18 protein-coding genes and 1 other RNA gene are annotated in these 19293 nt (G+C 40.8%); 1 reads left to right on the top strand and 18 read right to left on the bottom strand.

Annotated features, from left to right (window positions below; genetic code table 11):
• Positions 1–343: 343 nt before the first annotated feature.
• The 18 genes from grpE to recJ all read right to left on the bottom strand — a co-directional run bounded on the left by grpE (position 344) and on the right by recJ (position 18689).
• Positions 344–859, bottom strand: a complete 516-nt coding sequence (gene grpE / locus AB2B50_RS06510; protein ID WP_320692826.1) for a nucleotide exchange factor GrpE — start codon at positions 857–859, stop codon at positions 344–346.
• 26 nt (positions 860–885) lie between these two features.
• The gene (gene hrcA, locus AB2B50_RS06505; RefSeq protein WP_000255788.1) at positions 886–1920 is read right to left on the bottom strand and encodes a heat-inducible transcriptional repressor HrcA; all 1035 of its coding nucleotides are present in this window, start codon (positions 1918–1920) and stop codon (positions 886–888) included.
• 166 nt (positions 1921–2086) lie between these two features.
• Positions 2087–2593, bottom strand: coding sequence for a DUF2812 domain-containing protein (locus tag AB2B50_RS06500; RefSeq protein WP_320692827.1), 507 nt, complete (start codon positions 2591–2593; stop codon positions 2087–2089).
• Positions 2594–2614: 21 nt separating this feature from the next.
• A complete protein-coding gene (locus AB2B50_RS06495) occupies positions 2615–3190 on the bottom strand; it encodes a DUF2812 domain-containing protein (RefSeq protein ID WP_320692828.1) in 576 nt (191 codons plus the stop codon).
• Entirely contained in the window at positions 3190–3510 is a 321-nt protein-coding gene (locus AB2B50_RS06490; RefSeq protein WP_320692829.1) for a PadR family transcriptional regulator, read from the bottom strand. Before AB2B50_RS06490 ends, AB2B50_RS06495 begins: the two co-directional genes overlap by 1 nt.
• A gap of 120 nt (positions 3511–3630) precedes the next feature.
• Positions 3631–4977 (bottom strand): type I glutamate--ammonia ligase, encoded by a 1347-nt coding sequence (gene glnA, locus AB2B50_RS06485; RefSeq protein WP_045763630.1) that lies wholly within the window; start codon positions 4975–4977, stop codon positions 3631–3633.
• A 35-nt stretch (positions 4978–5012) separates the two neighbouring features.
• Positions 5013–5369 carry a transcriptional repressor GlnR gene (gene glnR, locus AB2B50_RS06480; RefSeq protein ID WP_000659543.1) on the bottom strand — a complete coding sequence of 119 codons (357 nt, stop codon included), beginning with the start codon at positions 5367–5369 and terminating at the stop codon, positions 5013–5015.
• A 75-nt stretch (positions 5370–5444) separates the two neighbouring features.
• Positions 5445–5972: an FUSC family protein gene (locus tag AB2B50_RS06475; RefSeq protein ID WP_320692830.1), complete on the bottom strand. Its 528-nt coding sequence runs from the start codon at positions 5970–5972 to the stop codon at positions 5445–5447.
• A 130-nt stretch (positions 5973–6102) separates the two neighbouring features.
• The gene (gene mraY / locus AB2B50_RS06470; protein WP_320692831.1) at positions 6103–7083 is read right to left on the bottom strand and encodes a phospho-N-acetylmuramoyl-pentapeptide-transferase; all 981 of its coding nucleotides are present in this window, start codon (positions 7081–7083) and stop codon (positions 6103–6105) included.
• A 1-nt stretch (position 7084) separates the two neighbouring features.
• Positions 7085–9340 carry a penicillin-binding protein PBP2X gene (pbp2x, locus tag AB2B50_RS06465; protein WP_320692832.1) on the bottom strand — a complete coding sequence of 752 codons (2256 nt, stop codon included), beginning with the start codon at positions 9338–9340 and terminating at the stop codon, positions 7085–7087.
• A 3-nt stretch (positions 9341–9343) separates the two neighbouring features.
• Positions 9344–9661: a cell division protein FtsL gene (gene ftsL / locus AB2B50_RS06460; RefSeq protein WP_049530143.1), complete on the bottom strand. Its 318-nt coding sequence runs from the start codon at positions 9659–9661 to the stop codon at positions 9344–9346.
• A gap of 9 nt (positions 9662–9670) precedes the next feature.
• On the bottom strand, positions 9671–10621 hold the full coding sequence (gene rsmH / locus AB2B50_RS06455; protein ID WP_320692833.1) for a 16S rRNA (cytosine(1402)-N(4))-methyltransferase RsmH: 951 nt from the start codon (positions 10619–10621) through the stop codon (positions 9671–9673).
• Between the two features lie 71 nt (positions 10622–10692).
• Positions 10693–12516 carry an excinuclease ABC subunit UvrC gene (uvrC, locus tag AB2B50_RS06450; RefSeq protein WP_320692834.1) on the bottom strand — a complete coding sequence of 608 codons (1824 nt, stop codon included), beginning with the start codon at positions 12514–12516 and terminating at the stop codon, positions 10693–10695.
• Between the two features lie 70 nt (positions 12517–12586).
• Positions 12587–13288: a M57 family metalloprotease gene (locus AB2B50_RS06445; RefSeq protein ID WP_320692835.1), complete on the bottom strand. Its 702-nt coding sequence runs from the start codon at positions 13286–13288 to the stop codon at positions 12587–12589.
• Positions 13289–13395: 107 nt separating this feature from the next.
• Positions 13396–14175, bottom strand: a complete 780-nt coding sequence (locus AB2B50_RS06440; protein ID WP_320692836.1) for an alpha/beta hydrolase — start codon at positions 14173–14175, stop codon at positions 13396–13398.
• Positions 14176–14243: 68 nt separating this feature from the next.
• Positions 14244–15905, bottom strand: a complete 1662-nt coding sequence (locus AB2B50_RS06435) for a ribonuclease J (protein ID WP_320692837.1) — start codon at positions 15903–15905, stop codon at positions 14244–14246.
• A gap of 230 nt (positions 15906–16135) precedes the next feature.
• Positions 16136–16225 (bottom strand): DUF2695 domain-containing protein, encoded by a 90-nt coding sequence (locus tag AB2B50_RS06430; RefSeq protein WP_083500971.1) that lies wholly within the window; start codon positions 16223–16225, stop codon positions 16136–16138.
• Positions 16226–16463: 238 nt separating this feature from the next.
• Positions 16464–18689 carry a single-stranded-DNA-specific exonuclease RecJ gene (recJ, locus tag AB2B50_RS06425; protein WP_320692839.1) on the bottom strand — a complete coding sequence of 742 codons (2226 nt, stop codon included), beginning with the start codon at positions 18687–18689 and terminating at the stop codon, positions 16464–16466.
• Positions 18690–18894: 205 nt separating this feature from the next.
• On the opposite strand from recJ, the gene ssrA reads away from it, so the two are divergent.
• Positions 18895–19242, top strand: a transfer-messenger RNA (tmRNA) gene (ssrA, locus tag AB2B50_RS06420).
• Positions 19243–19293: the final 51 nt, after the last annotated feature.

Here is a 19293-nt window from a genome sequence, read left to right as displayed (position 1 = left end):
TTTTTTCTTTTTGATACTCTTCTTAAGTGGCGACGCCGTCAGAGCTTGACTTCGTCAATCTCTTTGACTAAACTTTGAGCCTAAGGTCTCAAAGTTTGCGAAGATACCGCCACGGCGAAGAGTATCGCCTTTGGTTCGCTTCGCTCACTATTGGCAAAGCTGAACCATTGTTTATCTTTCTTTCATAGTTTAGTGTCGTTTCGGACAAGGTTTCTATTATGTAAATTGCGACACGAGAAGTCGAAATCGATTTTATTTCGACGACGAGTTAGTAAGGAGGCTAGGCAAACGCCATAGCGATTGCCGTTTTCTGACGAGTTGCTTTAGCTACCGTCAGAATTGCCTAGTTATAAACCACTACCATAGCCGGTCTTAGGATGCGGTCATGGAGTTTGTAGCCTTTTTGGAAGACTTGTGCGATGGTATCTGCTGGATGTTCGTCATCTGCTGGAACTGTTTGAATGGCCATGTGGTAGTTATGGTCAAATTCTCCATCTGCTGGAATTTCTTCAATTCCTTCTTCTTTCAGAGCATGTATCAAACTTTCTTGGACCATTTCCAAGCCCTTCTTCACATCATCTGTCAACCCTTCGACGGCAAGGGCACGTTCAAGGTTATCCAGTGACGGCAAGATTGCTTTTGCCAAATCTTGGCTGCGATAGCGTTGCAAGAGTTGGCGTTCTTCATTGGCACGGCGCTGAATGTTTTGCATCTCTGCATGAGCTCGAAGATATTTGTTTTCAAATTCTTCGGCACGTTCATTTGCCAAGTCCAGTTCAGACTTCTCAGGAGTTGTTTCTTCAGCTGTTTCCACAACTTCCTCTTCTTTTACTTCTTCATTTTTAATATCTTGGGCCATTTTCGCCTCCTTTAATGATTTCAATCTTAATTCACTTCATAGTGGTTACTGCTGAGATAGCGGTAAAAATCTGTCAACTTCATAGTCAGAACTCGATTGACGACATTGAGTTGATTGACTAATTGTTGATAATCCAGATTGACCGGACCTATAATCGCAAGAATTCCAAATCCACGATAAGGAATCAGGAACTTACTGCTAATCACCGCTAAGTCAGCAAGACAAGATTCTTGGCTATCCGCAACTCGGACACTTTGCATCTGGTCGCCAATCAGATTCTCTCGAATTTCTAAAGCTACTTTTTGTGGCTGATCAAAAAACTGATAAGCTGCTAGATTTGCGAAATTCAGAAGATTGACTTTTCCAGAAACCACGATATTTTCATTGAACATTTCTTTGAAGATATGTTCAACGAGGTCCATGACGTTATCCGTTGTTGTAAAGTAACGTTGGATAATCTGCGGAATCTCTGTCCGAATCTTGTAGTGAATATCCAAAACAGTTTGATCCAGGAAACGCTCTTGAATCATGGTCTTGAGGCGATTTAAATCCTCCTGCAAGAAATTTCTCGGAATCAAAAACTGACTGGTAACTGTTCTAGACTCATCAAGCGTAAAAACTGCCAGAGCTGTATGTTGTCCGAGGACAACAATATCAAAAGCTGTTAGCTTCTGCCTACTTGGTTCGACATCTAGTGCTACAACCGTACAACCACTCAAGTCTGCCAAGATTTTCGTTGCCTCTTGAAGAATATCCTCAAGCTTGAAGAATTCTTGATCAAAGGCTTTTACAATCTCATAAACTTGATTTTCAGCTAAACGGTCAAAGGATAGGGAGTGTTTGACATAGTATTGAAATCCAGCCACACTCGGCATCCGACCACTGGAAGTATGAGCCTTTTCAAGCAAACCTTGCTTTTCTAGGGCTGCCATATCATTTCGAATGGTAGCACTACTTGAGTTGATAGACTCTTGCAATGCTTTGGATCCAACAGGTTCGTGCGTTTTGGTAAAGATGTCAATAATCAGATTTAAAATATTCTGCTGACGTTCTGTAACCATCTCGCTACTCCTCTCTGATAGATCGTTTTAGCACTCGATACATCCAAGTGCTAACTTATGATTCTATTATACACCCTTAGAAAAGAATGTCAAGACAAAAACTCAAAAAATTAGCACTCTTTTATCAAGAGTGCTAAAAATCGGTCTGAGGACCTAGAAACTAATGTCAATCAACCAGATATTTCCGTCTAAGTCTGTAAAAACTATAGATTAGATAAGAAATCATGAGAGCATATAGGGCAAAAATAAGGAAGAAAGACCGAGAGAGATTTTCGCGAAACAGGCTCATACAAACAACAAGACCACCAGAGATAGAAACTGTAGATGTACGAAGTCCAGATTTCACACCATCCCATCTAAGACGATTGTCCATGAAAAATTGATCATTCGGAACTAAATCACACTTTGCTTTTCGAAAAACAGTATAAGAACAATTTTCCACAAATTCCCATCCTCTATCCTTAATACTTTGTAAATCTAGCTCATTTTTTCTAAGGTAGCTAGTATTCCACACACGGTAAATCACATCATCAGGTTGGCATTGTTCAAAATAGAAAAATCCAAAACGATTCGATTTAAATTTCCAACCTTTCAAATGCATCTCATGCAAATAATCTTCTACCTTATCCAAATCAAAAATGGTAAACATTCGAAATTGTACTTTGCTATTCATTGTCTAACCTCCAAAATGGTTTTATTTATCAGATAATTCTTTCCACTTTTGAAACAATCTCCAACAAATATAAGAAATCTGAATCGCAAAAACGATCAATAAAGTACAGTCTATGCTAACAATCAAAAACATTCCCCAACTGAAAGAACCTCTTCCACTGAGTAACTTTGAGAAAACCGGTAGTAGCGCTGAAAAGAGAAGCAAGACAGGAAGCATCCGCATTATTAAAATGCGCTTGACCATAGCTAACTTCCCGGCCGCATCATTATAAATTTCAAACTCGGCATCTGATTCAATTTGAGAATAAGGTTTTCTAAAATAGGAAAAACCATTAAAGTCTGTAATATGCTCCCAGCTACAATCTTTAAACAGCTGTAAATAGGTGGCTCTCTCTGATTTTTTCATAGGATAAAAGTCCAACTGATAAACCACCTGCTCCGGTTGGCACTTTTCAAATGTATACTTAACCGCAACTACTAAGTTAGAATAACTTACTTCCTTAAGTTTCCAGCCCTGAGCATGCATTTCCCTGAGATAGAGAGCCTCTCTATCATAATCCGCAATGGTAGCAATTCTATAAACAACTTTCTTTTCCATCAAAGCTCCTCCCGACTGTTTCTATAGATCCGTTCAATACGTTTCAACTCAATCTCTAAAACTTTGCGACCCAAGTCTGTAATCTGATAGATTTTCCGTTTTTCCTCTTCTCGGACAAAGGAAATCAAACCATCCTTTTCCATCTTTGACAGGGTTCCATACATAGTTCCAGGACTAATCGAAACCTGTGAAGCTGTCATCTCTTTGACCTTTTGTGTAATACCATAACCATGGTTCTTCTTTTGCAGACAGAACAGAATATAAAATCCCGTTTCAGTCATGGGAAGGTAGACACGCCTAATCTTATCTGATAATTCCATTTAACCAGACCTCCTATTTAGTTCGATATATCGCATTTCGTTATACAAAATATATCACACCTCGATATAAAATGCAAGAAAAAAAAGATCGTCCTCACGGACAATCTTTTTGATTTATTATTAGTATAGATCTAGGTAGTTGTCAATTTCCCATTGCGAAACGAAGGTCGCATAGCTTGCCCACTCGATACGTTTGGCCTCAAGGAAGCTAGTATAGATGTGCTCACCTAGAGCTGCCTTAACCACTTCGTCTTCTGTCAAAGCTTTCAAAGCATTGTGAAGAGTTGATGGAAGGTCTGTGATGCCAGCCTCTTTACGCTCTTCAGCAGTCATAATGTAGATATTTTCTTCGATTGGTGCTGGTGCTTCGATTTTGTTTTCGATACCGTTCAAACCAACTTCTAAAAGAACAGCCATAGCAATATATGGGTTCGCCATTGGGTCCACTGAACGCAACTCCAAACGTGTTCCCATTCCGCGTGATGCTGGTACGCGGACAAGTGGTGAACGGTTACGGCCAGCCCAAGCGATGTAAACAGGGGCTTCGTAGCCTGGAACCAAACGTTTGTATGAGTTAACGGTTGGGTTCATGATTGCTGTATAGTTATAGGCATGTTTGATCAAACCACCAAGGAAGTAGTAAGCAGTTTCTGACAACTGCATGCCTTTTGGATCATTTGGATCAAAGAAGGCATTGTTTCCTTCCGCATCGAACAAGGACATATTACAGTGCATACCTGAACCAGCGATACCAAATTTTGGTTTAGCCATAAAGGTTGCATAGAGACCATGTTTACGCGCAATTGTTTTTACAACGAGTTTAAAGATTTGAATCTTATCACAAGCACGAAGAACTTCATCGTACTTAAAGTCAATCTCATGTTGACCTACAGCAACTTCGTGGTGACTTGCTTCAACTTCAAATCCCATTTTGGTCAAGACATTGACAATCTCACGACGAGTGTTGTCAGCAAGGTCAGTAGGCGCCAAATCAAAGTAACCACCCTTGTCATTTACCTCAAGAGTTGGATCTCCATTTTCATCAAGCTTAAATAGGAAGAATTCTGGCTCTGGTCCAAGGTTGAAAGATTTGAATCCAACTTCTTCCATGTGACGAAGAGCACGTTTGAGGTTTCCACGAGGATCTCCTGCAAATGGTTCCCCTTCTGTTGTATAGACATCACAGATCAATCCTGCGACACTACCGTTCTCATCTCCCCAAGGAAAGACTGTCCAAGTGTCCAAGTCAGGGTAGAGGTACATATCTGATTCGTTGATACGAACAAACCCTTCAATAGAAGATCCATCAAACATAGCCTTATTTGACAAGACCTTGTCTAGTTGTTCATCTGTAGCAGGAATTTCGACGTTTTTCATAGTTCCCAAAATATCTGAAAACATGAGACGGATAAAGGTTACATTTTTTTCCTTAACTTCACGACGAATATCTGCAGCTGTGATTGGCATGGTTTTTCTCCTTATATATGACGACTTGCGGTTGCCTAACCGCGACCAAAAGGTGATTGTTGAGAAGCGAAGCGACTTTGTTGGAGAACTTCATTCCGAAGCGCTCTTCGTACTTCAGTTTGACTCACTGGTTTTTTAGACTTCGCCTCACGTTCAGCATATTTTTTCTTGATGGCAGCAATGTTCAGACCTTCAGAGATATAATCTTTAATCTCAAGTAATCGATCCATGTCATTCAAAGAATACATACGGCGATTGCCCTCGTTACGATCAGGCTTAATCAATTCCTGGTCTTCATAATAACGAATTTGGCGCGCCGAAAGATCGGTCAGTTTCATAACACTACCAATTGGAAAAACTGCCATATTGCGACGAAATTCTTTTTCCTTCATGTACACTTCCTTCTTTCTGTCTATTATAGTCTAAAAAAATTCAATCGTCAATCAATAATGTTATATCTTGTGACATTATTTTGTTTTTTTCAATAAAATACTCCGTAAACGATCAATATCGTAATTTACAAGAATTGCTACAAAAACACCCATAAATGTTTCAAAAACTCGAGCAAACACGTACAAAACAGTCTCTCCGTTTGGAATTGATAGGGTAATAATCAGCATAGCTGCAACTCCCCCAATAACTCCTGACTTATTGTTCATGGCAACATTTGTCATAATGGTTAACATGGTACAAATTGGAACAACAAGAAGAGTTACCCAAAAGGCTCCATGAAAAAAGTTGTTCAAGAGAAAGAACATCAGCGCATAAAAACCACCGATACTATTCCCTAAAATACGTGATGTCCCAAAGTGGACACTCTTATCAAAGTCTTCTCTCAAGCTAAAAACGGCTGTAAGAGCCCCAATCTGAAGTCCCTTCCATCCAAAAAAACCAAAAATCATGAGAACCAAAAAAACAGCGATTCCTGTTTTAAACGTTCGCATCCCTAACTTAAACTTAGATTTATCAAATCTATACTTTTTAAAATAACTCATCATTTCATCTTTCTTTTTTCCATTTTATCATAATTTTACTTTTTTGAGAAAAGGATTCCTCAATTGAAGAAAATAGGAACTAAAAAGAGAAGGGTATAAATCCTTCTCTTTTATATTCCAATATTCTATTTTAGAATAAATACATGAAAGCCAAGGTCACGAGACTAGCAAGCAAGCCCACTCCCCAGAAGAAGAAATCGACCTTCCACTCACTCCAGGATTGACCTTTACCAGAAAATCCACCCAACTCAAAATGGTGATGAACTGGTGTCATTCGGAAGATACGTTTTCCGCCACTCAACTTAAAGTAGGTAACTTGCATCATGACAGATGTTGTTTCAAAAACATATACTATACCAATCAGGAGTAGCGTCCATTCTTGGTGCAGCGCCATAGAAATAGCTGCCAACATTCCTCCAAGAGCAAGACTTCCCACATCTCCCATAAAAACTTTAGCAGGCTTATGGTTAAAGACAAAGAAACCAAGAAGACCACCAATCATGGCAAGAATCACTAGGAGAATATCCAATTGGTTTTGTACATAAGCAATGACTCCATAGGCAGATAGGCTAATCACTACTGAGATACTTGCCAAGCCATCAATCCCGTCAGTCAAGTTAACAGCATTCGAAAAACCGACTAACCAGAAGAGGGCGAAGAGAATATACAGAACACCCAAATGCAAAGGATAGCCAAATACATTTAAGATATCTCCTCCTCTTTCATAAAAGAAATAGAAGATCACTCCTCCGACTAACTGGAGTAAGAGTTTTTGTTTAGGATTAAGTCCTTCGTTGATTTTACGGAAAACCTTGAGGAAATCATCTAAGAAACCAACCAAACCATATAAGACTAGGATAAAGAGGATCATTCCAACATTGTTGGTTAGTTGATTAGTTAAAAGTGCAAGAACTAAACTAACTAAAACGCTTGTTACGAGGAAGACAATCCCTCCCATTGTCGGCGTCCCAGCTTTTGCCTGGTGTTGTTTAACATCCTCATGCATCTGTTGACCAGTAATCTGTGCTTTACGGTAAAAACGGATAAAAGCTGGAATTCCTACCACTGTAAGAACAAAAGTAAGGATTCCAGGAAAGATAGAAACTAGCATTCTAATCTCCTAAAGTTATTTTTATTTTCTGTAAATCTTTTAAAGCTGTATTAGAACGAACACTTTGTTTTTTAACAATTTCTCCTGTACCTTCAAATTCAACTTCAAGATTCAACCATTTGGCAAAGGTTTCAACATTTTTCTTAGACCAGCCATATAAGTCAGGCATCTCTTCTACCTTGTCTGAAAGGAGTAAGATTTGCTCATTAGCGTCTAGATTTGTTCCTTCTGCCACTGAACTGTCCTTGATTTTTGTTCCTGAACCGATAACGATTGGTTGAACAAGATTGCGTCTCAGTTCCTCTGCCATATCTCCCGGACTATAGTCCTTGGTCGCTGGCATTGCATAACTAGTTGTTGTTGTAACTTGATCCAGATTTTTAGCTGTAGACTGAAGATTAAGAGATTCTTTCATGGCAGAAGCTCGTTCAAGAATAGGATTAGCAAACTCTCCAAACCAAGGGTTAGAAAAGTGTTCTGGTTGTTGAACTGTCACGTAAAGAATAAAGTCTGGATTTTCAGAAGGATGCATGGTTACTACAGAAAAGATATAATTGGTTTTCCCAACTAAATATCCTCCGTTTTGCTCATCGGCAATTTGAGCTGTTCCAGATTTGACAGAAACATTCTGACCAGGAACAGTAACGATTGGTTTACCAGTAATTTTATTGTACATGGTACCATAGACAGGGTCTGTACCAACCAAAATCATATTCTCTCGAGTCAAACTAGCTGTTTCTTTGGATACAGGATTACCTACAATTTCCTTTTTCGACTTCCGCACTGTCTGATCGTTAGGATCATAAAGGGCGCTGATAAACTTAGGTTCTAGCATAACCCCATCATTAGCAATGGCTGTAAAAGCACGAAGCATTTGTGTTTGTGTTACTGAAATCCCTTGACCAAATGCGCTTTGAGCAATATTGACAATATTATCAGCTGGAAGTTGACCAGCGTATTCATCTGTCAAGCCAAAGCGAGTTGGGACCCCAAATTTAAAGCGGTTTAGATAATCCAACCAAGTAGTATCTCCCATTTTTTGTTCAAGTAGACTCATTCCAACATTACTGGAGTGAGCGAAACCTTGTAAGAAAGTCATCATCCCACCAGTAGTCAAACCATCATTAACATCCCAATCTCGAGTCGTCGCATCCGCTATTTTAAATTCACTGCTATTGAAGTATTCTCCCCCAGGGAAGGTGTTGTTGTCAATCGCTGCCGCCAAGGTCATTACCTTCATGGTCGAACCTGGCTCATAGTTACTTTGGTAAAGGATATCACGCCAAACAAAGTCTTCGGTAATTCCTTCTTTGGTATCAGCATCAAAGGTCGGTCTTTGAGTTGTCGCCAGAATTTCTCCAGTCTTGGCGCTGACTAAGGTTGCAGTCATATACTTGCCTTTTAGTTTTTCTTGGAAGGCATCCATTTGACTTTCCATAAAGGACTGCAAAGGACTGGATAAGGTCGTGTAGACATCTTTTCCATTTACTGTTTGTTGGGTAACTTGTTCCGTACCAGGAACAATATTACCTAGACGGTCTTTTTCGTATGTAATAATACCATCTGTACCTGCCAGCAAGCTATTTAAGGAGCTCTCCATACCAGATGTACCAATAAGACTTTTTGTCCCATCTTCATTTTCATGTAACTGTGCTAAACCAATAAAGGATGAAGCAAATTTTCCATTTGGATAACTTCGATTGGGACTAGTTGTAAAATTAACACCCTCAACCTTCGCAGCTTCTAAGTCCTGTTTAATGGACATCATATTAGCGTAGGTAATTCCATTTCCTTTAGCACCAAAGGAAACCTGTTTGAGATTTGGTTGAGAGAGTTGATCCTTGACGTAGGTCTCCTCCATATCCAAGTACTTATGGAAAATTTCGGCTACCTTATTGTACTGAGATTCTTCTACATATAGAACATCTCCATTAGCTGACTTATAATCCTTATCAATGACCGCATAAACATTGTAGGAGGTTGCATCTTCTGCAATCGGCGTTCCATTACGATCATAAATGGTTCCCCTCTTAGCAGGAACTGTTAGAGTCGTTTGGTGAACCTTACTGGCTTCTTTGACCAGGTCAACACCAAACTTCTTCCCCGTACCAATAATCACCGCAAAGTTAACCAAAAAAACAGCAAAGAGAAAGACGGCTAAGAGACTAAGGCTCTTCCCAACTCGTCTGCGGTTTTCAAGGGGAGATTTGCGATTCTTAATGGCAAAGTGTACTATTTTTTCTTTCCAGGTTTTCATATACTACTCCGCCGATCGGATATTTTCATTATTTAATTTTAGTTCTTGCGAATCCGCAATTCCTGTCAGACGCTCTGAACGGATCAATTCATTGACTTCTTGCTTAGCATCATCCAGCTCTGTCTTCTTTTCTTCAATCTGAGCATTAACAGTGGTTAGTTCACTCTGGACTTGCAAGAGCTTGGTCTGCATATATACCACACTGATAGCTAAGACAAGGGCTGTAATGGCAATTGAAAGGTAAAAGGCCTTTTCAACACGTGAAAATCTCTTGATACGAGCTTGCAATAATTGGCTCGTCGTTTCTCTTTTTTCTACCATTTTATCCCCTTACTTATGAATTTTTCGAGCTACTCGTAGCTTGGCTGAGTGGGAACGATTATTGGCCTCCAACTCCTCCTTGCTTGGTAAAATCGGTTTGCGAGAGACTAATTCCATCTTGGGCTTAAGATCATCTGGGATGAAAGGCAAGCCTTTTGGCACTTCCACTGTTGAAGCTTCCTTGAACAATTGCTTGGTCAAGCGATCTTCCAGCGAATGAAAGGTAATGACTGAGATTCTTCCGTCCACTGCTAGTAATTCCATAGCTTGTTGGATGGACTCATCTGCAGCTCCTAATTCATCATTGACCTCAATACGGATAGCTTGGAAAATTTGCTTGGCCGGATGACCTTTTTTCTTGAGTTCCTTGGCAGGCTTAGCAGATTTGATAATCTCGGCCAATTCTGTCGTTGTCTCAATCGGCTTCAGCTCACGCGCCTGTTCAATCTTCCGAGCGATCTGTTTGGAGAATTTGTCCTCGCCATACTTGAAGAAAATACGAACCAAGTCATGATAGTCATAGTGATTGACAACCTCATAAGCTGTCAAACTAGCATCTTGGTTCATCCGCATGTCCAGTGGCGCATCTTTTTTATAAGAAAAACCTCGTTCACGCTGATCCAATTGCGGGCTTGAAACTCCCAAGTCGTAACAAATGCCATCAATTTCTTCTACACCTGCTTCTTGTAAACGGGCTTTCAAATGACGGAAGTTGTCCTTGATGAAGGTGACCATTCCTTTTTCGATATAAGGTGCCAGACGTTTTTGCGCATTATCAATGGCATTCTGGTCCTGGTCAAAGGCATAGAGATGCCCCTTTTCACTTAATTTACTTAATAAATACTCGCTATGGCCTGCTCCACCCAAGGTCGCATCAACGTAAATACCGTCAGGTTTTACATCAAGCATATCAATGGTTTCATGGAGCATGACCGTTACATGATGAAATTCTTTAGTCATATCTTATCTATTTTACCACAATTCTGACTAGCTTGCACTCGCTAAAGCAAAAACCTTTTCTTGTTACTTTATCACTTGTATTCAGCAGGCGATTCTGCTACCTGAGCTAGTTCTACACGCTCTTGAGGATTCAAGTGTTGGTGAACAGCCTCTGCTACTGCTCTTGGTATACCAACTGCGACAATCTCATCCACGCTGGCTTCCTTGATTTTTGTCAGAGATTTGAAATATTTCATCAAGTTCTGCTTGCGTTTTGGACCCAGGCCTTCAATTCCATCCAATTGAGAGGAGAAAGAGTTTTTAGAACGCAGTTGACGGTGGAAGGTGATGGCAAAACGGTGTACCTCATCCTGAATGCGTTGTAGGAGGAAAAATTCTTGAGAATTGCGAGATAGCTCTACCACCTCAAGCGGATCTCCAAAAAGCAATTCATGGGTTTGGTGCTTGTCATTCTTTTGCAGACCTGCAATGGGAATATCTAACCCCAACTCTTCTTGAATAACTTGCTTAGCGATATTAACCTGACCTCGCCCCCCATCAATGACGATCAAATCTGGCGGTGTCAAGCCATCACGTTGGACTCGACCATAGCGTCTGCGGATAACCTCTCGCATACTGGCATAGTCATCTGGTCCAACAACTGTCTTAATCTTATACTTGCGGTAATCCTTCTTGCTCGGTTTCCCGTTAACAAAAACAACCATGGCAGAAACAGGACTAGTCCCCATGATATTGGAATTGTCAAAGGACTCGATGCGGACTGGGGTTGGAATTTGTAAAAGTCGCCCTAGATTTTCAATAGCCCCTTGTGTCTTCTCAACTGATTTTTCTAGTAGGTTAAATTTCTGCTCCAAGCTTACACGCGCATTTTTGATAGCCAGATTAACCAGTTGTTTTTTCTCTCCACGTTGGGGTTTGAGAACCTTGGTATCCACCAAAGCCTTAACAGCCTCGTCATCAATATCCTGAGGAATCAAAATTTCATTAGGAACCAGATGAGATTTTTCTTGATAAAACTGCCCAACATAGGTCAGGAAATCTTCATCTGGATCATTGTAGTAAGGAAAAAGGTTGACATCACGCTCAATCAACTTGCCCTGACGGACAAAGAAAACCTGAACGCACATCCAGCCCTTATCCACATAATAACCAAAGACATCACGGTTTTGGAGGTCCTTAGTCATAACCCGTTGCTTAGTCCGAAGAGTTCCAATGGCCTGAATCAAATCACGGTATTCAGCCGCACGCTCAAATTCCATAGTCTGGGCTGCCAAGTTCATCTTACTTTTGAGATCATCAATGATTTTGTCATCCTGCCCCTTAAGAAAATCAGATACTTCTTGGGCCATAGCTTTGAAATAGGCCTCATCTTTTTTACAAATGGTGTGAGCCATGCACTGGCCGATATGGTAATAAAAACAAACCTTCGATGGTGGATTAGTACACTTGCGAAAAGGGAAAATCCGATCCAGAAGTCGCTTGATTTCATTGGCCGCCCCCACATCCGGATAGGGTCCAAAATAGAGACCTCCGTCTTTCTTGACCTGACGGGTGATAATCAAGCGAGGATAGCGCTCATTGGTAATTTTGATGAAAGGATAGGACTTGTCGTCCTTGAGCATAATATTGTATTTAGGCTTATTTTCCTTAATCAAGTTGATTTCCAGAAGGAGGGCCTCAATATTGGATTCCGTAACAATAAACTCAAAGTCTACAATTTCAGACACCAAGGCTTCTGTCTTGGTATCATGACTCCCACGGAAATAGGACCGTACACGGTTACGTAGATTTTTAGCCTTTCCTACATAGATAATCGTACCGTTTTTATCCTTGTGAATGTAACAACCAGGGCTGGTCGGCAAGAGCTCTAGTTTTGATTTAATCAAGTTATTCATAGTTCCATTATAGCAAAAAGCCCCCTTCATTGCTTACATCAAGGAGCTCTATTTTTCGTTTGAAAATCACTTATTCTCCAGACTCATAAAGTTCTTGAACTGCTTGAACATCTTGAGCCTGAATACCATAATAAGAACCTGCTGGCTGCATGACTGAAACTTCATTGGTATGTTCCAGCCCAATGGCATGACCTAGCTCATGCTCTGCCGTATGCAAGATACGATCATAGGTATAGCCATAGTTTGGATTAGATAAATAATAATGATTCAAACGAACTGTTACAGAAGTGAATTGTTTGGTTAGAAGATTTGTTTGACTCTCCGCCTCACCAGCAACAGATGTGGAACCATCATTCATTTCAGTCGCAAAAATAGTTGCTTGGTCAGGTTCTGTCACAAGTACAAAATTAAAAGCGCCAGTCTGATTCCAATTGGCAATAGCCTCAGCGTAGGCTTTTTGGAAGGTTGCATCCATTTGAGGATCAATATAAATAGTCGCCTGTGCTTGGGGCCATTTTACTCCTGAATCTTGATGATGATCAGTCTGAGACAAACCTTGCAACTTACCAGTTTCTTGCCATTGATGCCAACCTGCCTGACCAACTTGAACAAGTTGCCCCGCTTGATTGAAGACACCAGATAAATCCCCTGTCATATACCAGAGAATCCCTAAAGTAATGAGAATTAAGACTACAAGAGTCCACACAAGGCGCCAGAACATGCGCCAAATCCCTAGTAACAATCGACATAGAACACGAATAATCCAGAACATGATTTCCCGCCTTTCCTAAAAAAATAAGAATCCATCTTTAAACCATGGATTCCCATTCTAAAGATAGATTCCTTATTTTACTTGAGTAAGCTGAAAGAAAACTAAAACTAAGACAAGCGTTCTTCCAAAACAAAATCAATTGGCAAGGTAGCCAAAAACCGTTCCAATTGTTTTTCCCAATAATACCACTCATGGGTCCCTGCACTGTGACTATAGGTCACATCAAAACCAAGTTTCTTGAGATTCTTCACCGCGAGGTTATTGGCAGCATACAAGAAATCTTGTTCACCACACCAAGCCCAGAGTTTGGTCTTCTTGTCTGACTTGTTAGCAAGACTTTCAAGTGAATAAGGACTGGTTTCCCAGTTATCAAGCTTACCAAAAACACCTCGCCAGTAGGCACGCGTCCCTAAATCTTGGCTTTCAGGAGAAAACTCCTCGAAGCTAAGAGCCCCAGAAAGACTAGCTGCATGTGAGAAACGGTTGGTTGATAGGGCCAATTTGAAGGAACCGTAGCCCCCCATTGATAAACCAGCGATAAAAGTCTTTTCACGCTTGCTAGACATATTAGGGAAGAAGCGTTTGAGCACTTTAGGCAGTTCTTCTGCTAAAGCTGTATAGTAGTTATAGCCATACTGAGTATCTGTGTACCAGCCATTACTTGTATTTGGCATGACAACAATTAGATTAGTCCCTCGCACCAAGCGCTCTACATTGGTCCGTTTGAGCCAGCTATTATGATTCCCTGACATCCCATGTAAGAGATAGAGAACGGGGATATCTGTAAAATCTGGTTCCTCAACCCGAGACGCATCTGGGTAGAGAACATTTACTCCCCACTCCATATCTAAAACTTCTGAGTAATACTCAATCTTCATTACTGCCATAACTTGCTCCTTATACACTTAAGATAAGAAAAAGCCGAAACTCGACTTTCTCTACTACTATTTAATCCTTATTTTGCTTCCATGACCACTGGTAAGATAGCTGGGCGGCGTTTTGTTTGATCAAAGAGGAATTTAGCCAAATTGTCACGAACCTTACCTTTGAGGTCTGCCCAATCAAAGTCTTCACCTTGGAGGTAGTCTTCAACTGTTTGGTTCACCAACTCTGTACTTTCGCGCAGAATATCCCGACTCTTCTTGAGATAGACAAATCCACGCGTGTGCACTCGAGCTCTAGCAATGATTTTCTTCTCACGACGGTTAACAGTGATAGCCACGATGAAAATCCCATCTTCTGACAAGACCTTACGGTCACGAAGGACGACATTGCCGACATCTCCGATGGCATTCCCATCAATCAAGACATCTCCTGCAGTAACAGCACCAGATGGGACAAAGTCTCCATGCTCATAAGACATGGTAGTCCCTTTTTTAGGGATAAAAATCCGTTCCGGCAACATACCAACTGCCATAGCAGCCTTAGCATGGGCATCCAACTCCCGGTATTCTCCTTGGATTGGGAAGAGATATTTAGGTTGCAAGAGATTGATCATCAATTGCAAATCACGCGCATTCCCGTGTCCTGACACACGCAAGCTATGAGTAATTGGCTTGACAACTCCACCTGCTTGGTAGATCATATTTTCCACGCGTGCCATCACTGCTTCCTTGGCGATTGATGGTGTTGTAACGATATAAACTAGGTCACCTTCTTTGATTTCAACATAACGGTGACGACCAATAGACATCTTGCGTAGGCCGTTAATGGGTTCACCCATGCGTCCAGTTTCAAGGATAATTAATTCATGATCTTCAAAACGAGACATATCTTTTGGTTTAATCAAAAGATTTTCACTTGCTAGAGACAATTTTTTCAAGCGAATCGCTGTACGGACGATATTTTCAATGTCAAATCCTGTCAAGACAACACGGCGTCCAGTCTCTGCAGCCGCATCAAAAACCTGCTGGATACGAGAAAGGTTACTTGCAACCGCAGCAACGATGATACGTCCATCCCAGTCAGAAATGGTTTGCGTGATTTCTACACCAACTTCATTTTCACTAGCTACTTGGATATTGCTATCTGCATTTGCTGAGTCACTAAGCAAAGCTAAGACCCCTTCGCGACCAATCTCTGCCAATCGACCGAAGTCAGTAGCATAGGATTCACTAGCCGTTTGGTCAAACTTGAAATCTCCTGTATAGACGATGTTGCCTTCAGACGTTTTTAAGACCACGCCCAAACTTTCTGGAATAGAGTGGGTTGTACGGAAGAAGGATACTACCGTTCCACCAAAATCAATCTCTGTATTTTCATCAATCACATGGAAATCATCAAATTTCTTGACGCTGTCATTTCCCTTAACAAAGAGTTTAGCCAGTTCGATAGTCAACTCTGAGCCAAATACAGGAACCTTAGCTTCTGCCAAGAGATATGGAAGGGCTCCAATCGCATCCGCATGCCCGTGTGTTAAGAAAACCCCAGCAATACGGTCGCTATTTTCAAACAAATAGTCCATATTTGGAATAACGACATCGACACCCAACTGTTCATTTTCAGGATATTTCAAACCTGCATCTAATACAAAAATCGAGTCGTTAATTTCTGCGATGTACATGTTTTTACCATTTTCACGCACACCACCAAGTGTTGTTAATTTAATAGTATTCATTTTTCCTCCGAATAGTCACTTCAACTGTTTGTAGAGCTTTAAAAGCTCTCTTTTTCTGAAAGTCCAATTCACTTTCAGCCGAATCTTTTCCATTCATTATACCATTTTTTTACTAATTTTCAAAATGAATCTTACAGATAATCGCACTTCAACTATCTCTTTCCGTTCAATAACGGACAAAGCAGCACTAATAAGAGGATCAAATGAGACAATTGTTGCTCCCATCCTGTCTAATCTTCAAATAAGTCAGCAACATTATAAAGCACTTCGCAGTCACAGTAGGCTCCATTTGCTTCTAAAAATCCCAAAATCACTTCCACTTCTAATACTCAATGAAAATCAAAGAGCAAACTAGGAAGCTAGCCGCAGGTTGCTCAAAGCACCGCTTTGAGGTTGCAGATAAAGCTGACGTGGTTTGAAGAGATTTTCGAAGAGTATAACTTTCTTCAACAAGGTTCAACAGTCCTTCACTCCTCTCATTATAGCACTAAATTCCTTTCATTGAAGAGGTTTTTGTTAGCAAACAAAAAAGAGTCAGCAAGCCAACTCTTTCTATCTCTATTCACTTTTTTCCATTAAGAAATCATAGATTTCCTGAACTGTTCCAAGCGCCATAATCTCTTGCTCTTTAACAGTTTGTTTCAGCTTTTGATAAATCTGACTCTCAGCTATATCACGCTTTTCAGCCTCTTTATTCACCCTCATGACTCCATTTTCAATGGTCACAAAGCCAAGCTCTTCAAATATCTGAATCATTTTGACTAACAAGATTTGCTCAATCTTGAGATAGGCCGCCAAATCCTTGAGTTTATAGCGAATGTCAAACTCTGGGAACTGATAGATGGTTTTATACAATTTTGCAAACTGCTCTCTTGTGCCATAGCCCGTCAAATAGTAAGCCTTGGCTATATCATTTTTAAAGTAAAGAGCTGAAAATTCCTGCTCCTGACAGATTTTCTTAAGGAGGGATATATCCTCAGGAATATTCTTAACGACAATAGCTGAACAAGAGGTCACATCAGGTAGCTCTTGCGTAAAATCCAAAACGGCTACCCCTTCTGGTAACAAGGCATTCTTGCCACGAATGTTAAAGAGCTGAACACCTTCTACACGGGCGTCAACCATCATTAACTGCAAGGTGGTTTGTCCATTCCATTGGTTGACAGAGAGAGTCACCGCCAGTTCCAATTGCTTGGTCTGTGAGTATTCAGTCACCCATTTCCCTTGACCAAAAGCAACCACCTCAAAACTGGATTCACCTTTGGAAATCTTCAGCTTGAGATGAGCATTACCAGCCCCCATAACGCGAGCATTTTCAACTTGAAAATCTCGAATATAGAAGACAGGTTTTTGGTTATCCATCCCAAAAGGAGCTAGACGTTCAAAACTTTTCACCGTCTCCAGACTCAAGGTCTCTAAATCCAGTTCTTCGTCTAAAAATAGATTGTTTTTACCTTGGGCATCTGCACCTTTTTCTCGGATATAGGCTTCCAAAACATCAGACAAGACTTCCAACTTTTCCACTTCAAGAGTCATACCTGCAGCACCTGCGTGACCACCAAATGCGATAAACAGTTCTCGATGTGGGTCCAAGGCTTCAAAGATATCGACTGCTTCTATGCTTCTAGCACTCCCCTTGGCGCGTCCATCTTCGATATTCAAGACTATAACTGTCTGACCTAGTTCTTCAAGCAAACGCCCAGCTACAATTCCAAGAACTCCCGGATTCCAGCCTTCTTTAGCCAAAACTTGAACACTTTTATCAGGATCCACCATGCCCTTGGCTTCATCGTAAATGGACTGAACAATTTCCTTACGTTCTTCATTCTTTTGATGAATCAAAAGAGCGATTTCATGCACTTCCTCATCGTCAAATCCAGTCAACAAATCAATAGCTGGATTAGGATCATCCAAGCGTCCTAGGGCATTTAAACGTGGTGCTAACTGAAAACCTATCGTTTCTTCTGTCACATCACTACTCGAAATCCCAGCGATTTCAAACATTTCCTGCAGACCCATTCGCTGAGTATTGCGCAAGACCTCAAGACCATATTGGACCAGGATGCGATTTTCGTCAGTCAAGCTGACCATATCGGCAATTGTACCGATAGCAACCAAGTCTAACAACTCAACCTGCACTTCTTCCAAAAGGGCACAAGCTAGCTTAAAAGCAACTCCACAACCTGCTAGATACTTGAAAGGATAGTCCGCCCCTGGATGTTCAGGATGAATAATAGCATAGGCATCTGGTAAAACTTCAGGCATAGAATGGTGGTCGGTCACAATAACGTCCACCCCCATAGACTGAGCCAAATCAATGGCTTCATGCCCCGCCACACCATTGTCCACCGTCACAATCAAAGACACGCCCTGTTGTTCAATGAAATATTTGTAGACACTGACATTTGGACCATAACCATCTGTAAAGCGATTGGGAAGGTAAACAAGACACTCAGCACCTATCTGCTCTAAACTTTCCTTGACAATGGAAGCCGAAGTCATCCCATCCGCATCGTAGTCCCCGTAAATGAGAATCAACTCCCCTTGCTCAATTGCATGGCGAATCCGCTCCACTGCCTTTTCCATATCATGTAAAAGGTAGGGATCATGCAAATCCTCCAAAGAAGGTTCTAAAAATTTTTTCAGACTAGTCTCATCCTTGATGCCTCGTTCAAATAACAAACGAGCTACTTCAGGTCCCAAACCAGCTTTCTTAGCTATCTTTGTAAAATCCGCATCCTCAACTTGCGGAGCAAATTGCCAATTATAAGTAGGAATTATCAAAAAAATCATCCACTCTTTCTTACGATTCTATCGTTTTATTATAACATGATTTCCAGTTTTTCTCTTGATTTTCTAACTAATTTGTGACTCTTCATCGCTCTAAACAGCCACTTTTAAAACATATACATGCCAAAGTGTCATTTCTTTTTTTACTTGATTTTTGCAATTTCCCCTCAGATAAGGTATAATAATTGTATTGTCTTTTGGGGTCGTTACGGATTCGACAGGCATTATGAGGCATATTTTGCGACTCGTGTGGCGACGTAAACGCTCAGTTAAATATAACTGCAAAAAATAACACTTCTTACGCTCTAGCTGCCTAAAAACCAGCAGGCGTGACCCGATTTGGATTGCTCGTGTTCAATGACAGGTCTTATTATTAGCGAGATACGATCAAGCTTTGTCTAGCAGTTTGATAAGAGATTTATAGACTCGCAGTTTCTAGGGTTGAGTTATGTGTCGAGAGGCTGTTAAATCAATACATAACCTATGGTTGTAGACAAATATGTTAGCAGGTGTTTGGACGTGGGTTCGACTCCCACCGGCTCCATTATATTTTAAAAAGGCGGTGGGACAGAAATCGATAGACAAAGTCTCGATTTCG

Source organism: Streptococcus fermentans, from assembly GCF_040888305.1.
In the GTDB taxonomy this organism is placed as follows: domain Bacteria; phylum Bacillota; class Bacilli; order Lactobacillales; family Streptococcaceae; genus Streptococcus; species Streptococcus fermentans.
This window is presented reverse-complemented; position numbering and strand designations above follow the sequence as displayed.